The 22,031-nt window shown below is 61.0% G+C and carries 20 protein-coding genes; 18 read left to right on the forward strand and 2 right to left on the reverse strand.

Annotation, left to right across the window (positions count from 1 at the left end; genetic code table 11):
- Positions 1 to 154 precede the first annotated feature (154 nt).
- The gene (locus ACODSV_RS03745) at positions 155 to 1,366 is read left to right on the forward strand and encodes a multidrug effflux MFS transporter (RefSeq protein WP_150054524.1); all 1,212 of its coding nucleotides are present in this window, start codon (positions 155 to 157) and stop codon (positions 1,364 to 1,366) included.
- Positions 1,367 to 1,459: 93 nt separating this feature from the next.
- Positions 1,460 to 2,317, forward strand: a complete 858-nt coding sequence (locus ACODSV_RS03750; RefSeq protein ID WP_024075411.1) for an SDR family oxidoreductase — start codon at positions 1,460 to 1,462, stop codon at positions 2,315 to 2,317.
- A 65-nt stretch (positions 2,318 to 2,382) separates the two neighbouring features.
- Here ACODSV_RS03750 and ACODSV_RS03755 read toward each other — a convergent pair whose 3' ends face one another.
- Together ACODSV_RS03755 and ACODSV_RS03760 are read right to left on the reverse strand one after the other, a co-directional pair.
- A complete protein-coding gene (locus ACODSV_RS03755) occupies positions 2,383 to 3,297 on the reverse strand; it encodes a site-specific integrase (RefSeq protein WP_150054523.1) in 915 nt (304 codons plus the stop codon).
- Positions 3,298 to 3,404: 107 nt separating this feature from the next.
- Positions 3,405 to 4,223: a M949_RS01915 family surface polysaccharide biosynthesis protein gene (locus ACODSV_RS03760; protein ID WP_150054522.1), complete on the reverse strand. Its 819-nt coding sequence runs from the start codon at positions 4,221 to 4,223 to the stop codon at positions 3,405 to 3,407.
- Between the two features lie 348 nt (positions 4,224 to 4,571).
- Here ACODSV_RS03760 and arnC point away from each other — a divergent pair, with 348 nt between their 5' ends.
- From arnC to ACODSV_RS03840, 16 genes are all read left to right on the forward strand, one after another.
- Positions 4,572 to 5,609, forward strand: coding sequence for an undecaprenyl-phosphate 4-deoxy-4-formamido-L-arabinose transferase (gene arnC / locus ACODSV_RS03765; RefSeq protein WP_024075408.1), 1,038 nt, complete (start codon positions 4,572 to 4,574; stop codon positions 5,607 to 5,609).
- On the forward strand, positions 5,606 to 7,597 hold the full coding sequence (gene arnA, locus ACODSV_RS03770; RefSeq protein ID WP_024075407.1) for a bifunctional UDP-4-amino-4-deoxy-L-arabinose formyltransferase/UDP-glucuronic acid oxidase ArnA: 1,992 nt from the start codon (positions 5,606 to 5,608) through the stop codon (positions 7,595 to 7,597). The genes arnC and arnA overlap by 4 nt, the downstream gene beginning before the upstream one ends.
- A complete protein-coding gene (gene arnD / locus ACODSV_RS03775; RefSeq protein ID WP_024075406.1) occupies positions 7,597 to 8,481 on the forward strand; it encodes a 4-deoxy-4-formamido-L-arabinose-phosphoundecaprenol deformylase in 885 nt (294 codons plus the stop codon). Before arnA ends, arnD begins: the two co-directional genes overlap by 1 nt.
- Entirely contained in the window at positions 8,478 to 10,133 is a 1,656-nt protein-coding gene (arnT, locus tag ACODSV_RS03780; protein ID WP_454843688.1) for a lipid IV(A) 4-amino-4-deoxy-L-arabinosyltransferase, read from the forward strand. Before arnD ends, arnT begins: the two co-directional genes overlap by 4 nt.
- Entirely contained in the window at positions 10,130 to 10,477 is a 348-nt protein-coding gene (gene arnE / locus ACODSV_RS03785) for a 4-amino-4-deoxy-L-arabinose-phosphoundecaprenol flippase subunit ArnE (RefSeq protein WP_024075404.1), read from the forward strand. The genes arnT and arnE overlap by 4 nt, the downstream gene beginning before the upstream one ends.
- Positions 10,474 to 10,875 carry a 4-amino-4-deoxy-L-arabinose-phosphoundecaprenol flippase subunit ArnF gene (gene arnF, locus ACODSV_RS03790; RefSeq protein ID WP_024075403.1) on the forward strand — a complete coding sequence of 134 codons (402 nt, stop codon included), beginning with the start codon at positions 10,474 to 10,476 and terminating at the stop codon, positions 10,873 to 10,875. The genes arnE and arnF overlap by 4 nt, the downstream gene beginning before the upstream one ends.
- The gene (locus tag ACODSV_RS03795) at positions 10,872 to 12,251 is read left to right on the forward strand and encodes a UDP-glucose dehydrogenase family protein (RefSeq protein ID WP_024075402.1); all 1,380 of its coding nucleotides are present in this window, start codon (positions 10,872 to 10,874) and stop codon (positions 12,249 to 12,251) included. Before arnF ends, ACODSV_RS03795 begins: the two co-directional genes overlap by 4 nt.
- Before the next feature lie 3 nt (positions 12,252 to 12,254).
- Positions 12,255 to 13,877, forward strand: a complete 1,623-nt coding sequence (locus ACODSV_RS03800) for an ArnT family glycosyltransferase (RefSeq protein WP_150056178.1) — start codon at positions 12,255 to 12,257, stop codon at positions 13,875 to 13,877.
- Between the two features lie 213 nt (positions 13,878 to 14,090).
- Positions 14,091 to 14,342, forward strand: a complete 252-nt coding sequence (locus ACODSV_RS03805) for a type VI secretion system contractile sheath small subunit (RefSeq protein ID WP_081329281.1) — start codon at positions 14,091 to 14,093, stop codon at positions 14,340 to 14,342.
- A gap of 165 nt (positions 14,343 to 14,507) precedes the next feature.
- Entirely contained in the window at positions 14,508 to 15,218 is a 711-nt protein-coding gene (locus tag ACODSV_RS03810; RefSeq protein ID WP_150056177.1) for an HPP family protein, read from the forward strand.
- Between the two features lie 268 nt (positions 15,219 to 15,486).
- A complete protein-coding gene (locus ACODSV_RS03815) occupies positions 15,487 to 17,088 on the forward strand; it encodes an acyl-CoA dehydrogenase family protein (RefSeq protein ID WP_223817923.1) in 1,602 nt (533 codons plus the stop codon).
- 2 nt (positions 17,089 to 17,090) lie between these two features.
- Positions 17,091 to 18,308 carry a cytochrome P450 gene (locus tag ACODSV_RS03820; protein ID WP_223817922.1) on the forward strand — a complete coding sequence of 406 codons (1,218 nt, stop codon included), beginning with the start codon at positions 17,091 to 17,093 and terminating at the stop codon, positions 18,306 to 18,308.
- A 2-nt stretch (positions 18,309 to 18,310) separates the two neighbouring features.
- Entirely contained in the window at positions 18,311 to 18,712 is a 402-nt protein-coding gene (locus ACODSV_RS03825; RefSeq protein WP_150056175.1) for a RidA family protein, read from the forward strand.
- Positions 18,709 to 19,554: an alpha/beta hydrolase gene (locus ACODSV_RS03830; RefSeq protein ID WP_150056174.1), complete on the forward strand. Its 846-nt coding sequence runs from the start codon at positions 18,709 to 18,711 to the stop codon at positions 19,552 to 19,554. Before ACODSV_RS03825 ends, ACODSV_RS03830 begins: the two co-directional genes overlap by 4 nt.
- A 134-nt stretch (positions 19,555 to 19,688) precedes the next feature.
- Positions 19,689 to 20,792, forward strand: a complete 1,104-nt coding sequence (locus ACODSV_RS03835) for an enoyl-CoA hydratase/isomerase family protein (protein ID WP_024075394.1) — start codon at positions 19,689 to 19,691, stop codon at positions 20,790 to 20,792.
- A 3-nt stretch (positions 20,793 to 20,795) separates the two neighbouring features.
- Complete coding sequence (locus ACODSV_RS03840; protein WP_024075393.1) at positions 20,796 to 21,947, forward strand: acyl-CoA dehydrogenase family protein; 1,152 nt, start codon at positions 20,796 to 20,798, stop codon at positions 21,945 to 21,947.
- The last annotated feature ends 84 nt before the right edge of the window (positions 21,948 to 22,031 follow it).

The following is a 22,031-nucleotide window of genomic DNA, read 5'->3' on the forward strand; positions in this document are numbered from 1 at the left end:
TTGAACATCACTGAACACGTTATCGGCTGAAGCTCTATGTTATTGAAGCCTAAGTTCGAGCAACTGCGCGGTTTACCTCAAAGCCGGTGCAGCGGCTTGTTTGCAGGGAAGCGGTTCTTTAAGCTGATCGGCCTTTGCTTCGCCCGGAACTGCCATGCCCAAACGTATCGCCCACCTCGCCGTGCTGTTGGGCCTGATCACCGCCGTCGGCCCCTTCGCCATCGATATCTACCTGCCCGCGCTACCGACCTTGGGTGCCAGCCTGAGCGCTTCGCCTTCGGCAGTGCAGATGAGCCTCACGGTGTTCTTCATGATCATTGGTGTGTGCCAGTTGTTCTATGGCCCGATCAGCGACGTATTCGGGCGCAAGCTGCCGATCTACGCCGGCCTGTTGATCTTCGCCGTGGGCAGTATCGGTTGTGCCTTGGCGCCGAGCATTGAAGTATTGATTGGTTTTCGCGCGGTTCAGGCCTTTGGTGCGTGTGCCGGGATGGTGATTCCCCGGGCGATTGTGCGCGACCTGTACACCGGCCCTGAGGCCGCGCGCCTGATGGCATTGCTGATGCTGGTAATGAGTGTGTCGCCGATCCTGGCCCCGCTGGCCGGTAGCCTGGTCATCTCGCTCTGGAGTTGGCGCGAGGTATTCGTGGTACTTGCCGTGGTGGCACTGCTCTGCCTGGTGATGACCATCGTGCAACTGCCCGAAACCCACCCCGCCGAACGCCGGCTGGGCAAGACCCTGGGCAGCGCGTTCGGCAGCTACGGCGCCCTGCTGCGCGACCCGGTGTTCACCGGGTTGTCGGTGGTGTGCGGGTTTGGCCTGGCGACGTTCTTCGTGTTTATCGGCAGCGCACCGTTCGTATATATCGAGTATTTCGGCCTGACGCCGACCCAATTCAGCCTGTGCTTTGCGCTGAACGCGGCCTCGTTCTTTGCCATGAGCCAACTCACCGCACGCCTGAGCGCACGCTTTGGCCTGGCGCCGTTGATTCGCTGGTCGGTGGTGGCGGTAGCGGCGGTCATGCTCGTGTTGGCCGCCACCACGCTGTGGGGCAGCCACTTGGCCTTGATGATGACGCTGCTGTTTATCGGTTTTGGCTTTCTCGGCTTGCTGTTGCCGGCCGCCGGGGTGCTGTCCCTGGAGGATCATGGCGCGGTGGCCGGTTCTGCGTCAGCCCTGCTCGGTGCCATTCAGATGATCACCGCGGCCGCGTCCATGACCCTGGTCGGGTTGTTTGCAGACCACACTCCGGCCCCCATGCTACTCGGTATCGCGCTGTGTGCCGTGGCCGCAATGCTCACCACTTTATGGACCTTGCGCCGTCTGCCGGCACACTTGCGCTCCAGTGGCCTGCCTTCGCCGTAACCATTCGTCGGGCCTGGAAGGCATCCATTACAACTATCGCGGGCGGGCAAACACCTAATTCCATAGCACCCTTAAACAGCTATGGAGTTTGAAATGACCGACTACCCTCGCCCGCCTTTCGCCCCTCAAGCCCAATCGGTACCCGGCTCCCAGAAAAAAATGGACCCGTACCCCGACTGCGGCGAGCAGAGCTACAAGGGCTCAGGCCGGCTGGCGAATAAAATCGCCCTGATTACCGGTGCCGACAGCGGTATTGGCCGCGCCGTGGCCATCGCATTTGCCCGCGAAGGCGCCGATGTGGCGATCGCCTACCTGGACGAACATGAAGATGCCCGTGAAACCGCACGCTGGGTCGAGGAAGCCGGTCGCCAGTGCCTGTTGTTGCCCGGTGACATCGCGCAAAAGGCCAACTGCCAGGCGCTGGTCGACAAGACTGTCGAACAGTTCGGTCGCATCGATGTGCTGGTGAACAATGCTGCCTTCCAGATGACCCACGAAACCCTCGAAGAAATCGAGGATGAAGAATGGGTCAAGACCTTCGATATCAACATCACCGCGATGTTTCGTATCTGCAAGGCCGCCCTGCCCCATATGAAGGCCGGCAGTTCGATCATCAACACCAGTTCAGTCAATTCCGACATGCCCAAGCCGACGTTGCTGGCCTATGCCGCCACCAAAGGCGCGATAGCCAACTTCACCGGTGGCCTGGCGCAGTTGCTGGGCAGCAAGGGTATTCGCGTCAACAGCGTCGCACCGGGCCCAATCTGGACGCCGTTGATCGTGGCGACCATGCCCGATGAAGATGTGCAGAGTTTTGGCAGCGAAACACCGCTGGGCCGTCCTGGGCAACCGGTAGAGGTGGCGCCGATCTATGTGCTGCTGGCCTCGGACGAAGCCAGCTACATATCGGGCTCCCGTTACGCCGTCACCGGCGGTAAACCGATCCTCTGATCCTGCACATTACCCGGTGGGAGAGGCTTGCTCCCTCCCACACGGTTGAATTGTGCGCTGATCGTTTACAAATCAAACCGGTCCACCGCCCGCCGCCGCTCGTTGTCGTCACGCACGTCATAACTGGCGGTGGTCTGGATATTGGTGTGGTGCGCCAGTTTCTGTGCGATCGACAGGTCGTGCTCTTCGATCACTCGCGTGATAAACGAGCGGCGGAAATCGTGGGGCATGATCTTCACACCGACCTGCTCACCGCGCTGACGGGCAATGTAGTAAATCGCGTGCTTGGTGATGCGCTCGCGTGTGATGTGGCTGCCCCGACGGATGCGGTTGAAGAGAAAGGTATCGTCTTGTTCACCTTCCTTGAGCTGTTCGCGGCGAAACGCCAGCCAGGTCTGCAACTTGGCGAAAGCCCAGTCTGGCGCGTACTTGACCAGCTCCTTGTTGCCCTTGCCGATCACCCGCAAGCTGCGTTCCTGGAAATTGATCTGCCCCAGGTCGAGGTTGACCGATTCCGACTTGCGCATACCTGAACCGTAGAGGATGCCGATCACAGCGGCATCGCGCAGGCCCTGGGGGCGCGGGTCGGCGGCGCAGACTTCCATCATTTCGCGGATCAGCGTGCGTCGCAGGTTGCGCCCCTGGCCCAGGCGGCTGCCAGGAGTCGCCTTGACCGAACGCATCTTCAACAGATGCTCCTGGCTGATCAGGCTGATGCGCCAGGCTTCGTTCATCACCCCGCGCACCGCGTTCACATACAACGATGAGGTATTGGGGGCATAGCCGTCCTCGCGCAAGGCAGCGACGAGCGCGATCACGTGTTCAGGTTGCAGCAGGTGCCAGTCAATGTCTTCGAGGTTAATGTCCTCGTACCCCAGGCGGTCGGCTGCGTCTTGCAGCACATAGCGCATGGTCAATTGGCTGGAGGGGGCCAGGCGAGTGAGATAGAGGGTCAGTGGATTGCGGATAGACTCAGTCAAGGTAGATCAGCCTTTGGATTAAATACCTCGATCAAGTCATTGTTAAATCGAGGTATTTAGTGAATGGCGAGGGGCGAGTCTAACGCAGGACCCGCCCGCCTGCCACATCACGGGGCCGTTTCGTCATCCTCGGTGGGTTCCTGAGGCTGAGGTAGGGTCTGGGACTGGCTCCACTCGGCATCCTGCTTCTGCATCAGCGCAAACCAGTGCTCGCGCATGAACGTCAGGTAGTTCTCCGGCGCCTTGGCAAAATCCTTCTCGTCGGTATAGCAACCCGGCAACGGCAGTTCGGTACCCTGCTCCTTATACTGGCTGACCAGCGCCTGTTGCCCGGCTACGCTGCAGTCCTTGGGCAACGGCATGCCGCGCAGTGCGCCGGCCTCTTCGTCCCACCAGCTGGCGCCGTAGCGGTCGACACCGCGCAAACGGTACTTCTGCGACTTGCCCACATGCATGATCAGCTTGAATTCGTTAGGGCTGACATCGCTGGTGCAGGTGCGCGAGTAACCCACGGTAGCCTGGGTGAGGCCGTCGCCGGCCAGGTCGGTGACCTTGGTCGCAGCCATGTCGAAGTGCAACGCCGCGTCGAACTCACAATGCTGTACATCGTCGTAGAGCATCCACATGCGTTTGGGGCGGTCGCCATCGATCAGGTATTGGGCTGCATAGACAAATGCCGATTGGGTGCCATCGTCCTCGCGTTCATTGAGTTGTTCGGCGAGCACCAGCAGGTTCTTGCCCTGACGGTCGTCCCATGTATAGGCGGCAACCTGCTTACCACGGACTTCAACGCCCTCCGGCACCTGGGTGACCGGGGTCAGCGCCACCCCCTCATCGGCCCGCACGGTCGTGATACACGCCATCGTCATCAACAACCCCATCAACGCGGGCCGCAACTGGCCACGCAAAAGCTGCACGCTATTCATCCGAGTACCCTGGCAAGAGATGGCTTACTTTACCGGCACTTGAGCGGCAATGCAGAGAAGATTGTTGAATAAATTCGGCGGTCGAAGCCGTTGTTTGCCCGCAGGCTCCCATCAGCGGCCAACACGCGTCTATTTCGCGGATTTACCGCACGGCTCAACACGTTAGGTACCTAGCTGAACCCTAGCTGTCTACCTGTCAAATAAACGAGTTTTTCATCAGGCTTTCATATTCGTACAACATTTTTACGCACGCACCCCACTGCCTTTTGATCAGTTGCCTGCATTTTCGCCCACTGATTGCTGCTGTTTTCACGCACCAAGCTGATCTAACCCCGAGGTCATGAATCTTTGAAACCCTACCCTATTCATTGTGTGTCGATCGTTATTCCGGTCTACAACGAACAAGAGAGCCTGCCTGAATTGCTGCGTCGCACCACCGCAGCCTGCAAGCAACTGGCCTACGAATACGAAATCATCCTGGTGGATGACGGTAGCCGTGACAAATCCGCCCAGTTGCTGGAAAACGCCGCCGAAGAAGACGGTAGCAACGTGGTGGCGGTGATCCTTAACCGCAACTACGGCCAGCATGCGGCGATCATGGCTGGTTTCGAGCAGTGCCGCGGCGACGTGGTGATTACCCTCGACGCCGACCTGCAGAACCCGCCGGAAGAAATCCCGCGCCTGGTGGAACAAGCCGCCCTGGGTTACGACGTGGTCGCCACCGTGCGCAACAATCGCCAGGACTCGGCCTTCCGCCGCTGGCCTTCGCGCCTGATCAACCTGGCCGTGCAACGCTCCACCGGTGTGGCCATGACCGACTACGGCTGCATGCTGCGCGCGTATCGCCGCACCATCGTCGACGCCATGCTTGCCTGCCGCGAGCGCAGCACCTTTATCCCGATCCTGGCCAACGGGTTTGCCCGCCACACCACGGAAATCCTCGTAAACCACGCCGAGCGCGAGCACGGCGAATCCAAATACAGTGCCATGCGCCTGATCAGCCTGATGTTCGATCTGCTGACCTGCATGACCACCACCCCGCTGCGCCTGCTGTCTATTGTCGGCTTCTGCCTGGCGGGCCTGGGCGGGCTGTTCGCATTTGCGCTGATCATCCTGCGCCTGGCCTTCGGTGCCCAATGGGCCGGTGATGGCACCTTCGTGCTGTTTGCGGTGCTCTTCGTGTTCACCGGCGGCCAGTTCATCGGCATGGGCCTCTTGGGTGAATACCTGGGCCGCATGTACAGCGATGTGCGCGCCCGCCCTCGGTTCTTTATTGAAAAAGTGCTGCGCAACCAACCGGCAGCACCGGCACCCGTGGTCGTCGTCGACGGCCTGGCGTCCTCCCATACCACCACTACTTCTCCTTCCGATCAGGTTTCGTCATGAATTCAAAAGCCGTTGTATTCGCTTATCACGATATTGGCTGTGCTGGCATTGAAGCCTTGCTGACGGCTGGCTACGACATTGCTGCCGTGTTCACCCATGCCGATGACCCCAAGGAAAACAATTTCTACGGTTCCGTCGCGCAACTGTGCGCCCGCAACGGCATCCCGGTGCATGCACCGGAAGACGCCAACCACCCGTTGTGGATCGAGCGCATCGCCAAGCTCAACCCGGACTTCATCTTCTCGTTCTACTACCGCAACCTGCTCAGCGAAGCCCTGTTGGCCACCGCCAGCAAAGGCGCGTTCAACCTGCACGGTTCGCTGTTGCCGAAATACCGTGGCCGCGCACCGGCCAACTGGGTACTGGTCAAGGGCGAAACCGAAACCGGCGTGACCCTGCACCGCATGGTCAAGCGTGCCGACGCTGGCGCGATCCTCGCCCAGCAGAAAGTCACGATCGAGCGCACCGACACCGGCCTGACCCTGCACGCCAAATTGCGTGACGCCGCCACCAACCTGCTGCGCGATGCCCTGCCACAACTGGCCGCGGGCAAGCTGACTGAAACCGCCCAGGACGAAAGCCAGGCTACCTATTTTGGCCGCCGTACCGCCGCTGATGGCAAGCTGGAGTGGAAAAAGCCGGCTGAAGAACTGTTCAACCTGGTGCGTGCCGTGACCCAGCCTTACCCAGGTGCCTTCTGCGCCGTGGGCGAGCACAAGCTGATCGTATGGCAAGCCGAAGTCGTCAAGGGCAACGAAGGCCTGGCGCCCGGCCGCGTGATCAGCGTCAACCCGCTGCGCATCGCCTGCGGCGAAGACTCCCTGGTGGTCAAGTTCGGCCAGCGCAATGACAACGGCCTGTACCTGGCCGGCCCGTCCCTGGCCAACGAATTGGGCCTGGTCGACGGCTCCGTCCTGCGCGGCGCCGAATCCGGCCGCAAGCCACGTCGTACCCGTGTACTGATCCTGGGCGTGAACGGCTTTATCGGTAACCACCTGTCCGAGCGCCTGCTGCGTGACGACCGCTACGAGGTCTACGGCCTGGATATCGGCTCCGACGCCATCGAGCGCCTGCGCAGCCACCCGAACTTCCATTACGTGGAAGGCGATATCAGCATCCACACCGAGTGGATCGAGTACCACATCAAGAAGTGCGACGTCGTCCTGCCGCTCGTGGCCATCGCCACTCCGATCGAATACACCCGCAACCCGCTGCGCGTGTTCGAGCTGGACTTCGAAGAAAACCTCAAGCTGGTGCGCTACTGCGTCAAGTACAACAAGCGCGTGATCTTCCCATCGACCTCTGAAGTTTATGGCATGTGCCAGGACCAGTACTTCGACGAAGACACCTCCAACCTGGTGGTCGGCCCGGTCAACAAGCAACGCTGGATCTACTCGGTCTCCAAGCAACTGCTCGACCGCGTCATCTGGGCCTACGGCGACAAGGGCCTGAAATTCACCCTGTTCCGTCCGTTCAACTGGATGGGACCACGCCTGGACCGCCTGGATTCGGCGCGTATCGGCAGCTCCCGTGCGATTACCCAGTTGATCCTGAACCTGGTGGAAGGCACCCCGATCCGTCTGTTCGACGGTGGCGAGCAAAAACGTTGCTTCACTGACATCGCCGACGGTATCGAAGCCCTGGCCCGTATCATTGATAACGACAACGGTGTCTGCGATAGCCAGATCATCAACATCGGCAACCCGGAAAACGAAGCCAGCATCCGTCAACTGGGCGAAGAACTGCTGCGTCAGTTCGAAGCTCACCCGCTGCGCAGCAACTTCCCTCCGTTCGCCGGTTTCCGCGACGTAGAGAGCAAGGCGTTCTACGGCACCGGTTACCAGGACGTGGCGCACCGCAAGCCAAGCATCGAAAACGCCAAGCGCCTGTTGAACTGGGAGCCAACCGTTGAGATGAGCGAGACCATCGGCAACACCCTCGACTTCTTCCTGAAAGAAGCCATGCTCGAAATCGCGGACAAGAAGTAATGCAGGCAGGTCTTCGCATTGATGTCGACACCTACCGTGGCACCCGTGAAGGTGTGCCGCGGTTGCTCGAATCCCTGGATGAAGCCGGGGTGAAAGCGACGTTCTTCTTCAGTGTTGGGCCGGACAACATGGGGCGCCACTTGTGGCGCCTCATCCGCCCGCAGTTCCTGTGGAAGATGCTGCGTTCCAATGCCGTAGGCCTGTATGGCCTGGATATCTTGCTGGCCGGCACCGCCTGGCCGGGCAAGCCGATCGGTCGTGACCTGGGGCACTTGATGCGCCAGGCCAAGGCCGCCGGGCACGAAGTCGGCCTGCACGCCTGGGATCACCACGGTTGGCAGGCCAACACCGGGCGCTGGAGTGAGGCACAACTGGTGGAGCAGATCCGCCGTGGCGTCGACACCCTCAGCGATATCCTCGGTGAACGCATCGACTGTTCAGCGGCGGCCGGTTGGCGTGCCGATGAACGCGTGGTGCAAGCCAAGCAAGGCTTCAACTTTCGCTACAACAGCGATTGCCGGGGCACCAGCCTGTTTCGACCGACATTGGCCGATGGCAGCGCGGGCACCCCACAAATTCCGGTAGACCTGCCGACCTTCGACGAAGTCGTCGGGCCGGTGGTGGCTGCCAAGGACTTCAACCGCTTCATCCTCGACCGCTTTGCCGAGTCGAAGCTGAACGTCTACACGATCCACGCAGAAGTAGAAGGGATTCTGATGGCCAATGATTTTCGCCAGTTGCTGGCCCAGGCAGGGCAGCGCGGCATCGACTTCAAACCCCTGGGCGACTTGTTGCCCGCGGACCTGACCACCCTGCCCCAGCAACACCTGGTGCGTGGCGCCCTGAGTGGGCGTGAGGGCTGGCTTGGAGTGCAACAGGCATGATCCGCCGTTGGGCGCTGCCCCTGCTACTGTTGGCGTTCGGTGTGTTTTATCTGCTGCCGCTGGCCACCCATGGCCTGTGGATTCCGGATGAAACCCGCTACGCACAGATCAGCCAGGAAATGCTGCTGACCGGCAAGTGGGCCTCGCCGCACTTCATGGGCATTCGCTATTTCGAAAAGCCGGCCGCCGGTTACTGGATGATCGCGCTGGGCCAGGCGATCTTTGGGCAGAACCTGTTCGGCGTACGCTTTGCCTCAGCGTTTAGCACCGGCTTGAGCATCCTGCTGGTGTACCTGGTGTCGCGCCGGCTGTGGAATGACCCGCACAAGAGCCTGGTCAGTACCGTGCTCTACATGAGCTTCGTCAGCGTCGCCGCCCTGGGCGGTTACGCCAACCTGGACCCGCAGTTCACCTTCTGGGTCAACCTGACAGGCGTGGCGCTGTGGTTCTGCTTCGATAACACCACGCGTAACGGTCGCCTGGGCGCCTGGGCATTGCTGGGCCTGGCCTGCGGCATGGGTTTTATGACCAAGGGTTTTCTGGCGTGGCTGCTGCCCGTGCTGATCGCCCTGCCCTACGCAATCTGGCAAAAACGCTTTCGCGAGCTGCTCGGCTACGGCGTGGTCGCCGTGGTCGTGGCCATCGTCGTCAGCTTGCCCTGGGCGTTGGCCGTGCACTCGCAGGAGCCGGATTACTGGAACTTCTTCTTCTGGCACGAGCATATCCAGCGCTTCGCCGGCGAGGACGCCCAGCACGCCGAGCCATTCTGGTACTACCTGCCGCTGCTGCTAGCCTTCTCGTTGCCGTGGGTGGCATTGCTGCCGGCTACGCTCAAGCAGGCCTGGCTGGAAAAACGCACCCCCAGGATCGCCTTCCTGTTGTTGTGGTTGCTGATGCCGCTGGCGTTCTTCAGCCTGGCCAAGGGCAAGCTGCCGTCCTACATCATGCCGTGCCTGCTGCCGCTGGCCTTGCTGATGGGCAACGCCCTGGCCGATAAACTGGCTCAGGGTCGCGATCGCGCCTTGCGCATCAATGGCTGGCTGAACCTGGTGATCGGGGTCGTGGCGCTGCTGGCGTTGACCTGGCTTCAACTGAAAAAACCGGTGTACGAGCACGGCCAGGAAACCCTGAGCCTGGTGCTGGTATTCGTTTTCCTGTTCGGTTGGATCATCGTCAACCTGCTGCAAGCCGCGCGCCCGCTGAAATGGTGGGCGGCACCGGTGCTTGGCAGCTGGCTGCTGGTGGCGTTGGCCCCGGCTGCGCTACCCCATTCGGTGGTGTACAACAAGACCCCGGACCAGTTCATCATCGATCACCTGCCGGCCCTTCAACCGTCTGCCGCGTTGCTGAGCAATGACCTGGGAGCGGCATCGGCCCTGGCATGGCGCCTGCAACGCCCCGACGTCACCCTCTATAACACCGTCGGCGAAGTGAAATACGGCCTCGCCTACCCGGACGCCACCCATCACAAGGTCGACATGACCCAGGTCAAGCAATGGATGAGCGATGAGCGTAAAAAAGGCGTAGTCGGCGTGGTGATGCGCGTTAAAGGCGAGGATGAAATAGCCGAGGTTGCGTTGCTGCCTGAAGACGGCCAGCGCTTTGAGCAAGGCAATCTTGTGATTCTGATCTTCCCGCAGGTTGCGCCATGATCACCCTGCTGCTGTTGTTGAGCGCCTGCCTGCTCACCTGCATGGGCCAGGTCTCGCAGAAGTTTGCCGTGGAAAGCTGGCGCGACCAGCCCGACGGCTGGGCGCTGAAACTGCGCTCACCCTGGCTGTGGGCTGCCCTGCTGTGCCTGGGCTTCGGCCTGCTGGTGTGGTTGCTGGTGCTGCAGCGCCTGGAGGTCGGAGTGGCTTACCCGATGCTGAGCCTGAACTTTGTGCTGGTCACACTGATGGCGCGCTTTGTGTTCAAAGAGCACATCGACAGCCGCCATTGGCTGGGCGTGGCATTGGTGATTGCCGGTGTCGTGCTGCTGGGGCGTCAGGTATGAGCCGGGCGCAAGGTTTTGCCCTGGCCCTGGGCAGTGTCGGCCTGGTCAGCGCCGCCCAGTTGGGCATGCGCTGGAGCATGACGCGCCTGCCCCTACCCAACGAATGGCTCACCACCACCATCGACCTGTCTGCCCTCGGCGTAGTGATCCTGGCGATCATCGCCTATGCGCTATCGATGCTCTGCTGGCTCGGCGCGCTTAAACACCTGCCCCTGGGCCGCGCCTATTCGCTGCTCAGCATCAGCTACGCGCTGGTGTACCTGCTGGCAGCCAGCCTGCCGGTTTTCAACGAACATTTTTCGCTTTCAAAAACCCTGGGGGTGGCCTTGGTCATCCTCGGAGTACTGGTTATCAACTCTCGCCGTGCTAGCGCTGCAAGCCCCAGGAATGCCCCATGAAAATCAGTGTATTTGGTAGTGGTTACGTCGGTCTGGTGCAGGCCACCGTATTAGCCGAAGTCGGTCACGATGTCATCTGCATGGACGTTGATCAGAACAAGGTCAAGCTGCTGCAGCAGGGCCATGTGAGCATTTTCGAGCCAGGGTTGGCAGCGATGGTCAAGGAGAACCTGGAAAGCGGTCGACTGAACTTCACCTATGACGAAAAACTCGCCGTCGAACATGGTGAAGTGCTGTTTATCGCCGTGGGTACGCCGTCGGATGAAGACGGTTCTGCCGATTTGAAATACGTGCTGTCGGTGGGTGACGCAGTTGCCCGTCATCGCATCGAACCGGTGATCCTGGTGGAAAAATCCACCGTTCCCGTCGGCACCGGCGACACCTTGCGCGCCCATATCGAGAAAGCCCTGCACCTGGCTGGCCGGCACCTGGAGTTCGATATCGTCTCCAACCCGGAATTCCTCAAGGAAGGCTCGGCGGTTGCCGACTGCCGCCGCCCGGACCGGATCATCATCGGTTGCGAGCGCGAAGAAGTGCGCGATGTCATGCGCGACCTGTACGCGCCGTTCAACCGCAACCACGACCGCATCATCTTCATGGACCTGCGCAGCGCCGAACTGACCAAGTACGCCGCCAACTGCATGCTGGCCACCAAGATCAGCTTTATCAACCAGATCGCCGAGCTGGCCGAACACCTGGGGGCGGACATCGAAGCCGTGCGCCTGGGCATTGGCGCCGACTCACGGATTGGCTACCACTTCATCTACCCGGGGTGCGGCTACGGCGGCTCGTGCTTCCCCAAGGACATGCGTGCTCTGATCCACAGCGCCAAGCAGGCCAACTGCTCCAGCGACCTGCTGGAAGCCGTGGAAGCCATCAACCAGCGCCAGAAGAGCAAGCTGTACGAGCGCGTCAATGCCTTCTTCAAGGGCAACCTGCGTGGCAAGACCTTCGCGCTGTGGGGCCTGGCCTTCAAGCCCAACACCGACGACATGCGTGACGCCCCAAGCCGCGTGCTGATGGAAGCACTGTGGGCCGCCGGCGCCAATGTGCGCGCCTTTGACCCGGAAGCCATGCAGGAAACCCAACGTATCTACGGCGATGACCCGCGCCTGATGCTGATGGGCACCCCCGAATCCACCCTGAGTGGCGCCGATGCGCTGATTGTCTGCACCGAATGGCAGCAGTTCAAGGCACCGGACTTCGACCTGATCCACCAGCGCCTGAAAACCCCAGTGATCTTCGACGGCCGCAACTTGTACGACGGCGAGCGCCTGGCACGCAAAGGCTTCCAGTATTTCCCAATGGGCCGTGGCGACTCCTGCCAGTTGCCGATTCCCCAGCAGCAGTGGGTACCGCAGGTTGTGGAAGCCTGATACGTGAACAAAGCTCAAGCGCCCCTGCTTACTGCAACGATTCGCCGACAGTCCCTTGGCTTGGGGCTGCTGGCGTTGCTGTTGTTCATTGCCGGCAACTGGCACCAGGCGATCATCGGCTTTGACTCGCGCTTCGTAGTGTTCGCCCAGGAGATGCTGCGCCATGGGCCAAGCTTCTTCCCCACGACCTACGGGCAACCCTACGCCGACTACCTGGCGACCTCGACACTGATGACCTGGCTGCTGTCCCTGCCCTTGGGCCAGGTCAACAGCTTCACGGCCTGGTTGCCAACGTCCATTGCTTCGGCGCTGATTGTCATGCTGGTGTACCGCCTGACGGCGCCGTACTCCCAGCGCTGGGGCCTGCTGAGCGTAGCGATGTTGCTGCTCAGCAGCACCTTCATCAGCGAAACCCGCGCCGTTTCCTTGGACCAGATGCTCGCGGCTGTCGCCCTGGCAGTCTTCTACCTGGGCTATGCCCATGATCACTTCGGTGCGGGCAAGCGCCTGCACTGGCTGTATCTGCTTTTGCTCGTGGGGTTTGCGATTCGCGGGCCGATCGGCCTGGTGATCCCTACGGGCGTGCTGTGCAGCTACTACCTGATCAACCGGCAATGGCGCCAGCTGTTCAGCTTTGGCTTCCTGGCCCTGGCCCTGCTGGTGGCGTGTGTCGGCCTGCTGTTGCTGCTGGCCAAGCTCAGTGGCGGCGAAGTGTTCATGCAAGACGTGATCCGCATGCAGTTCATGGGGCGCATGGATGGCAGTGAAGGCTCCAGCGGTGTGCTGTATTACTTCACCAGCTCCATGGGCAATTACGCGCTGGCCTACCCGTTGGCCTTGCTGGTGCTGCTCGCGGTGGCGATAGGAGGACGGCGCGCGCCGGATCCAGCCCTGCAGTTGGTGCTGTATTGCGCGGCGGCGGGCCTGCTGGTGATGCTCGGCTTGTCGGTTCCCCAGGCCAAGAAGGCGCGGTATGTGCTGCCAATGCTGCCGATGGCGGCAATAATTGCGGCGTATCCGTTCCAGGTGACGCAGGGCCGCCTGTTTGGCTGGTTGCGCGGCCTGATGCTGGGGCTGTGGACGCTGCTGCCGGCGCTGCTGATCGTCGGCCTGTGGCTGGCGCGCCCACGCTATCCCGAGCAATTGAGTCATCTTGGCGGCGTCTTCGGCATACTTGGCGTGCTGCAGGTACTGGCGCTGCTGGCGCTATTCAAGTCACGGCTGCGCTCACTCGCGCCTGCCTTGACCGCGGTGCTGGCGGTATGGAGCACTTACATTCTGGTGGTCGAACCGCTGGAGCGCAGCCTCTACGACACCCGCACCTTCAGCCTTGCTGTTCAGGCGCAGGTCAAGCAGCAACCGGCGCCTGTCGTGCTGCATGCCCTGGGCAAGGACGCCAAGGCGATCAAATTGATCGTCAACCTTGATTGCGACCGGGTACCGCTGTTTACCCAACTGCCTGCCGAACTGGCGACGATCCAGGGGCCAGCATGGCTGGTGATGAGCAAAGCTGACTTTGAAGAGCTGCAAGACCCGCGTTTTCGTTCGATCACGCCAACGCTCACCGGCGAGTTCGACAAGAACCCCTACGTGCTGCTGCACCTGTCCAAAACCATCCAACCGTGACGCTGCCGGCTTCGGCCGGCACTTCCCGGAAAACTCCTACACAACTATGGGTAATGGCGCGTGGCGCTCCCCTTCCCCGTGCTCGAAGCCCAGCGGTAAACTCGCTCGTCAAAGGCGGTAACTATTTGCCACGCCTTGATCGAATGGATAACGACAAGGACGCTATCAGCCGCAGGCAACCCAGTGGCGTACCTCATTAAAAAGGATGATGCCGTGCGCGATGACTTATTGCTTGATGCTCCTTTTCCGTTGACGCATGAGCACGTCCATCTCGGCTACATCCCCATCCCCAGGCTGGAACGCCTCATGGAATTGCGTAACGCCCTGGTGGCGCTGAAAGGTCCATTGTCCAACGACCCCAAGGTGCGCGAAAACCTGCAGGAACGGCTCTTGAGCGATGAACTGCATAATCGCATCCTCGGCCAGGTCTGCCAGGCCCCCACTCCCTCGCCGCAGCTCAACTAAGTTCATCATTATTGAACTTAACCTTCATTAATATGCATTGGCGACCTTGCATCAGGGCCGGCACACTACGCAGGTTCCTCCCCCAAATGTTGGAACGTTCAAAGGGCTTTTCCGGGCAACCAGGCAAGCCTTTTTTTTCGCCTGCTGTTGACGGACCCCTTCTCAATGCTTGCTCGCTGGTTACCTGCTGCTATCAATACCCGCCCCGCCGAATGGAGCCGTGCCGCGATTGGCATGGCCCTGGGCACCCTGCTCAGTGTCTGGGTATGCGCCCAAGTGTTTGGCATGGAAGTCGCCCTGCACTTGCTGGGGCCTCTGGGCGCTTCGGCAGTGTTGCTGTTCGCCGTCTCATCCGGTGCGCTGGCGCAGCCGTGGTCGATCATTGGCAGCTACCTGTGCGCCGCAGTGGTCGCGCTGTTGGTTGCTCGGGTACTGGGGCGCACCCTGGGCAGTGCCTGCCTGGCGGCGGGCATGACCGTCATCCTGATCTGCTGGCTGCGCTGCCTGCACCCGCCGGCGGGCGGCCTGGCCATGACCCTGGTACTGGCCGACCCTGCCTCCGCCGCCCTCGGCTGGCACGAGCTGCCAGCAGTCATGCTCGGCGCGGGAGCCTTGCTCGGGTGCGCGCTGGCCTACAACAATGCCACGCGCACGCGCTACCCCAAGGGCACAACCGAGGTGCCAGGCATTTTCATGAGTAAGACTCAGGCAGCAAGAGACCCGTCAATCACCGCCGCCGACCTCAAGTTGGCGTTGGCCGACATGGAGCAGTTCTACGATATCGAGCCGTCCGAGCTGGAACAGTTGATCCATGCTGCCGAAAGCCATGCGCGACGCAGAAGCATTGGTCAAGTGTTGGCGAGTCGCGTGGAATAGGCGCATTCACGACGAATGGTGTTTGCGCTCATGTGTGATGAGCTAAGGTTGTAAATATCACTTGTAGTTGTCTGCCTTTCCCCTGAAGTCTGGATTGCCGTAAACCACCAGTAGCGAAGACATTGGATCGTCTGGCTATAAATGGGTGCTCACTGAGCGGCAATGCAGGTAAAGGATTCCCCCTGTTGCGCTCTCGTCGTCGTTCTGCACGCTGGCCCTCCTGCTCAAGTGTTTTGAATACTCCGTTCAAAGCTGATGAGGGCCCATCATGGACGACCGCTTGCAGAAGTTGCTGCGCACCGCGCTATTTGGCGCCCGACAGCGTTATCACCTGCCCCTTAGAGCCTACATGGACCTGACGATCAGGCGCATGCATGCGATTTTCGATGCGGGGCTGATCAACAACGACATGTGGCTCGGCCAACCCGACGCTTCACATTTTCGAGACCTGTGCGAACGCATCGGCCTGATCGGCGCCTACGACTACGCCCTGTATTCCTCGCTGGTGGATCACATGATCGCCGCCAACGCCCTGCTGACCCAGGGCAGCCCCGAGCAGGTGGCGCGCTACCGTGATGAAGTCACCCAGATGCATGCGGTGTATGCGTTTGGCTGTACTGAAATCGCCAGTGGCACCGACGTCCGTAACCTCAAGACCACCGTCACCTATGATCCTGAACGGCACTGCCTGGTGCTCGATTCGCCCTGCGCAGAGGCCTGCAAGTATTGGATCGGCAACAGCCTGCACGCGGCGCAGGTGGTAATGGTGCTCGCGCGCTTGCTGGTCGACAGCCAAGACCAGGGGCACCACTGGTTTCGCGTGGTGATTCGCGACCAGGAAAACGGCCCTCTGCGCCCAGGGCTGAAGGTCATTGCCTGTGACCCCAAGGGCGGTATTCATGCCAATGAAGTTGGCGCCTTGCGTTTTTGCCAGATGCAACTGGGCACCGATGCGCTGTTGCAGCGCTACGCACGGTTTACCGCCAATGGACAGTTCATCAGCGACTTGCCCAAAGGCGAGCGCTTCATCAATGCACTGGAAACGTTCCTGCAAGAGCGCCTGTTGTTGATGGCCGCCTCGCGCCACGGCGCCGGGCTGTGCGCATACCTGACGTATCGATTTGGCCGCCACCGGCTGTTAGCGGTCGGCCCGTTGCTCGGCAACCCGCTGTTCCGTCAGCGCCTCTATAACGCCCAGCTCAAGGCACTGGCGCTCAAATACCTCGAACAGGCCATCCTCACCCGCTTCGAAGCACAATGGCCGCATACCGAGCAGCGCAAGGCGCTGCATATCCTCGCGGCCCTGAGCAAATGCGTCGGTACCTGGATGGGACTGGAAGTGATCGCCCAGTGCCGCGAACTCTGCGGCTCCCAGGGGTTCCATCACTACAACCAGATCGTCACCCTGCGCATGGACTTAGAAATCAGCATTACGTTCGCCGGTGACAACAGCGTGATGGCCTATCAGGTAATCAAGGATGCCCTGGCGCGCCCACGCTTCGACCACATACCGCCGTGCAACCTTGGCCAGCAGATCGAGCAAACCATTGTCCAGGAGTGCCGACCGGGCAACGACTTTTCCCATCGACAGGCGGTCGGGCTGGCGTACGCCCGCGCACTCGACCTGATCATCCAGGCCGCCGAATCCGCACGCCTCCAGCCGCCCATCCTGCACGACCTGACCCACGTATTTGTTGCGTACCTGCACCACTGGGGCCTGCTCGCCAGCCCCGCGGAACAGCGGCCCAGCGCGGCACGCCTCGCCCAATTGGCCGCCTGGTTGAAGCCACCTTCGGTGTTGGTCAATGCACCGATCGCCAAAGCCGACTACATCCATCAATTCACCCGTGCACTGTATAGGGAGCAATGAACATGGCCCGTCCATTACCGCCCGACTTTTCCAACCCAGACACCGTTCGTGATCCCTATCCGGCGTTTGCCTGTCTGCGCGAACATTATCCGGTGTACTGGTGCCCCCATTTCCACGCCTGGATGCTGACCCGTTTTGATGAAGTATACGCAGCGCAGGGTGATGCCAGGCGCTACTCCTCCGACCGGATACGCCAATTGGTGAATGCCCAATTGCCAGAGGACAAACGCGCGATGGTCGAGCCTTTTGTGGAAAAAGCCTCGCTGTGGATGTATGCCCAGGACGGCCAGACACACCAGGCCAGTCGCCAATTGTTGAGCCGGGCCTTTACCCCGCGCGCCATCGAAGCATTGCGCGCAGACATCCAGGCGATTGTCGATGAGCTGCTGTCGCAATTGAGCGACGAACCGGAGCTGATGGCCGAGCTGTTCAACCAGGTGCCGGCGCGTATCCTGGCCAAACTCTATGGGATCCCGCAAAAAGACGCGCTGAGGCTACGACGCTGGACTGATGACATTCTGGTGTTTCTGGTAGGCAGCCTGGACCCGGCGTATGGCCCCCGCGAAGCCCTGCAAGGGCTGGAAGAAATGTATGAGTATTTCGGCGACCTGGTCGATCAGCGCCGCCAGGCGCCCGAAGACGACCTTGTCAGCCGTGTGATCGCCGCGGGCGAGGCAGCTGCCATCACCAAGGGCAATCTACTCGCGCAACTGGCGTTCGTGCTGGTGGCCGGCAACACGACCAGCGCCGACATGCTGGGTATTGGCCTGCTGCACTTGCTGCTCAATCCCGATCAGTTGCAGGCGCTGCGGGCCGACCTTTCACTCATGGCGTGCGCCATCGAAGAAATGCTGCGGATCGACCCTTCGGGTCAATTCAGCCACCGCGTGCTGCGGGAGGACATCGAACTCAAGGGCCGCATGATGCGCAAGGGCGAGCTGGTATTTCTGGTACGCGCCGCCGCCAACCGCGACGCCGCGCACTTCCTGGACCCGGACCGTTTTGATATCCGACGCGAAAAGAACGACCACCTGGCCTTTGGGCGCGGCGAACACTTCTGCATGGGGACCGCGCTGTTTCGGCTGGAGGCCAATATCGTGTTCACCAGCCTGCTGATGCGGTTCCCCAACCTGCGCTTGATCGATGGGCAGCCACCGGTTTGGCGCACCAACAACTTGCAGTTTCGAGGCCTGAAAACCATTCATGTGGAGCTCCACTGATCATGAAAAACGATCCGATCCAGCGCTGCTTCTCTGCGGCGAAATGGGAAAAGGCCGGTGGCTACTGCCGCGCATTGCGGGCCGGTAACATCATTGTCACCAGTGGCACAGTGGCCTTTGACGAAGACGGCAACCCCTACGCCCCAAACGACGTGTACCTGCAGACCCGGCGCTGCCTGGAGATCATCGAAGCGGCGCTCCAGCAGTTGGGCACGGACCGCACCCGAATAATTGCCACGCGCATGTACACCACCAACGTGAATTGGTGGCCGGAAATCGCCAAGGCCCATAAAGCGTTTTTTGATGGCTGCGAACCGACCACCATGTTGCTGGGCGTCTGCGCGCTGATCGGTCCGGAATATCTGGTGGAAATCGAAGCCCAGGCACAGGCCGCGACACCATGACCCCGGAACAAGCACGCAAGGAGGTGCGCGATGCCGTGGTCATGGAGGTCAGCGACCTGACCTTGGCGACCGAGGGACGGCCAGTGGGAGTGCGCCTGTACCGCCCCGCGCGCCCTGCCCCGGCGCCGGTGCTGATGTACTTCCACGGTGGCGGTTGGGTCACCGGGGACCTGGACACCCACGACAGCTTTTGCCGGGTCATGAGTGAGTGGGCGGGTTGCGCCGTGGTGGCGGTGGATTACCCCCGCCCACCGGAACACCGCTTTCCCGCGGCGGTGAAGAGCTGCTATACCGCCACCGCCTGGATCGCCCGCAACGGTGCGTCCCTTGGGCTGGATCCGCAGCGCATCGCGGTCGCCGGGGGCGGATCGGGTGGTGGGTTGGCGGCGGTGATCTGCCAAATGGCCAGGGACCTGGGCGCCCCGCCCATCGGTTTCCAACTGTTGCTGTACCCGGTGCTCGACTGCCTGGCGCGCAACCGCTCCCGCAGGAACTTTGCCAACGGGTTTGGCCTGACAGCCGAGCTGATGGACTGGTACCTCGACCAGTACGTACCGCCCGGTATTCCCCTGGGGCATCCCTGGCTTTCGCCGGCGCGCGATACCTCGCTGCAAGGGTTGCCCGCAGCCCTGATCATTACCGCCGGCTGCGACCTCTTGCGCGATGAAGGGCGCGCCTTTGCACGTGGCTTGAAACGGGCAGGCGTGCCGGTGCAACACAAGGAATACACCGGCATGCCTCATGGCTTTATCAACTATCCTGCCACTGAGGCCAGTGCCCGGCGTGCCGTGCTGCTCTGTGCCGAGGCCCTGGCAGGCTTTTTCGACCCGCCCCCAGCCTGAGCGGCACTTCTGCATAAATGCAAAAACGACCTGCAGGATTCCGGGTTGTACTGGGCAAATTTGCACTGGTAGGATCGCGAGATGGTTCATCCGCAAATATCTAGATAAAGAACAATAAAAGCAGGGAGTTACAGATGACTGCTCAGGTTTCATCCGAAGCAAGCCATACCGATAATCTGCAGCACGAAGTACTGGCCCAAGTGCGCAACCATATTGGCCACCTCACCCTCAATCGCCCTGCCGGCTTAAACGCCATCACCCTGGACATGGTCCGCAGCCTGTCTCGCCAGTTGCAGGCCTGGGCCGATGACCCTCAGGTCTACGCCGTGGTACTGCGCGGTGCCGGCGAAAAAGCCTTCTGTGCCGGTGGCGATATCCGTTCCCTCTACGACAGCTTCAAGAACGGCGACACGCTGCACGAGGATTTTTTCGTCGAGGAATACGCCCTCGACCTGGCCATCCACCACTACCGCAAACCCGTACTGGCCCTGATGGACGGGTTTGTCCTTGGCGGCGGCATGGGCCTGGTGCAAGGCGCGGATCTGCGCGTCGTCACCGAACGCAGTCGCCTGGCGATGCCGGAAGTGGCTATCGGTTACTTCCCTGACGTGGGCGGCAGTTATTTCCTGCCGCGCATCCCAGGGGAGCTGGGTATCTACCTGGGCGTCACCGGCGTGCAGATTCGCGCGGCTGACGCGCTGTACTGCGGGCTGGCGGATTGGTACCTGGACAGTACCAGGCTGGCCGACCTCGACCAGAAACTCGATCGCCTGGCATGGCAGGACTCCCCACTCAAGGACCTGCAAGGCGTACTTGCCAAACTGGCCGTACAGCAACTGCCCGACGCGCCGCTCGCGGCCTTACGCTCGCCTATCGATCATTTCTTTGCACTGCCGGATGTACCGAGCATGGTCGAACAGTTGCAGGAAGTCACCGTGGCTGACAGCCATGAATGGGCCATGACCACCGCCAACCTGATGAAAACCCGCTCGCCGCTGGCCATGGCGGTGACCTTGCAAATGCTGCGGCGCGGTCGCCGTCTCCCCCTGGAACAGTGCTTTGCCCTGGAGCTGCACCTGGACCGCCAATGGTTCGAGCGTGGCGACCTGATCGAAGGCGTGCGCGCCTTGATTATCGACAAGGACAAAACCCCACGTTGGAATCCGCCGACGCTCCATGAGTTGGATGCCAACCATGTCGAGAGCTTCTTCCACACCTTCAAGCAGGTTGCGAACTAAGTCATGCAAGATATTGAATACACTGAAGAACAAGTCATGATTCGTGACATGGCACGCGACTTTGCCCGTGGCGAAATCGCCCCACACGCCCAGGCCTGGGAAAAAGCCGGCTGGATCGATGATGCCTTGGTCGCCAAGATGGGCGAGCTGGGCCTGCTGGGCATGGTCGTGCCGGAAGAATGGGGCGGCACCTACGTCGATTACGTGGCCTATGCCTTGGCGGTGGAAGAAATTTCCGCCGGTGACGGCGCCACGGGCGCACTGATGAGTATCCATAATTCAGTGGGTTGCGGGCCTATCCTCAACTACGGCACCACCGAACAGAAACAAACCTGGCTGGCGGACCTCGCCAGCGGCCAGGCCATCGGCTGCTTTTGCCTGACCGAACCCCAGGCGGGGTCTGAAGCCCATAACCTGCGTACCCGCGCCGAATTGCGCGACGGCCAGTGGGTGATCAACGGAGCCAAGCAGTTTGTCAGCAACGGCAAGCGCGCCAAGCTGGCCATTGTGTTCGCCGTCACCGACCCTGAACTGGGCAAGAAAGGCATCTCCGCCTTCCTGGTGCCCACCGATACGCCCGGGTTCGTGGTGGACCGTACCGAACACAAGATGGGCATTCGCGCCTCTGACACCTGCGCCGTCACCCTCAACCAATGCACAGTCCCCGAGGCCAACCTGCTGGGTGAGCGCGGCAAAGGCCTGGCAATTGCCCTGTCCAACCTCGAAGGTGGCCGCATTGGCATCGCCGCCCAGGCCCTGGGCATCGCCCGTGCCGCCTTTGAAGCGGCGCTGGCCTATGCCCGTGACCGCGTGCAGTTCGATAAGGCAATCATCGAGCACCAGAGCGTCGCCAACCTGTTGGCCGATATGCAAACCCGGCTGAATGCCGCGCGCCTGCTGATCCTGCACGCCGCGCGCCTGCGCAGTGCCGGCAAGCCCTGCCTGTCTGAGGCGTCCCAGGCCAAGCTGTTCGCCTCGGAAATGGCTGAAAAGGTCTGCTCCTCGGCCATGCAGATTCATGGAGGGTATGGGTACCTGGAGGATTACCCGGTGGAGCGTTACTACCGGGATGCGCGGATCACGCAGATTTACGAAGGCACCAGCGAGATTCAGCGGATGGTGATTGCCCGAGAGCTCAAGAATTACCAGCTTTGATTGAAACGGCTGTGGGAGGGGGCTTGATGTGGCAAGTGGAATTGATGCAGCAAGTCGGCTTGATATGGTGAGCAGGCCTGTTGT

It is taken from the genome of Pseudomonas sp. FG86, assembly GCF_057808775.1.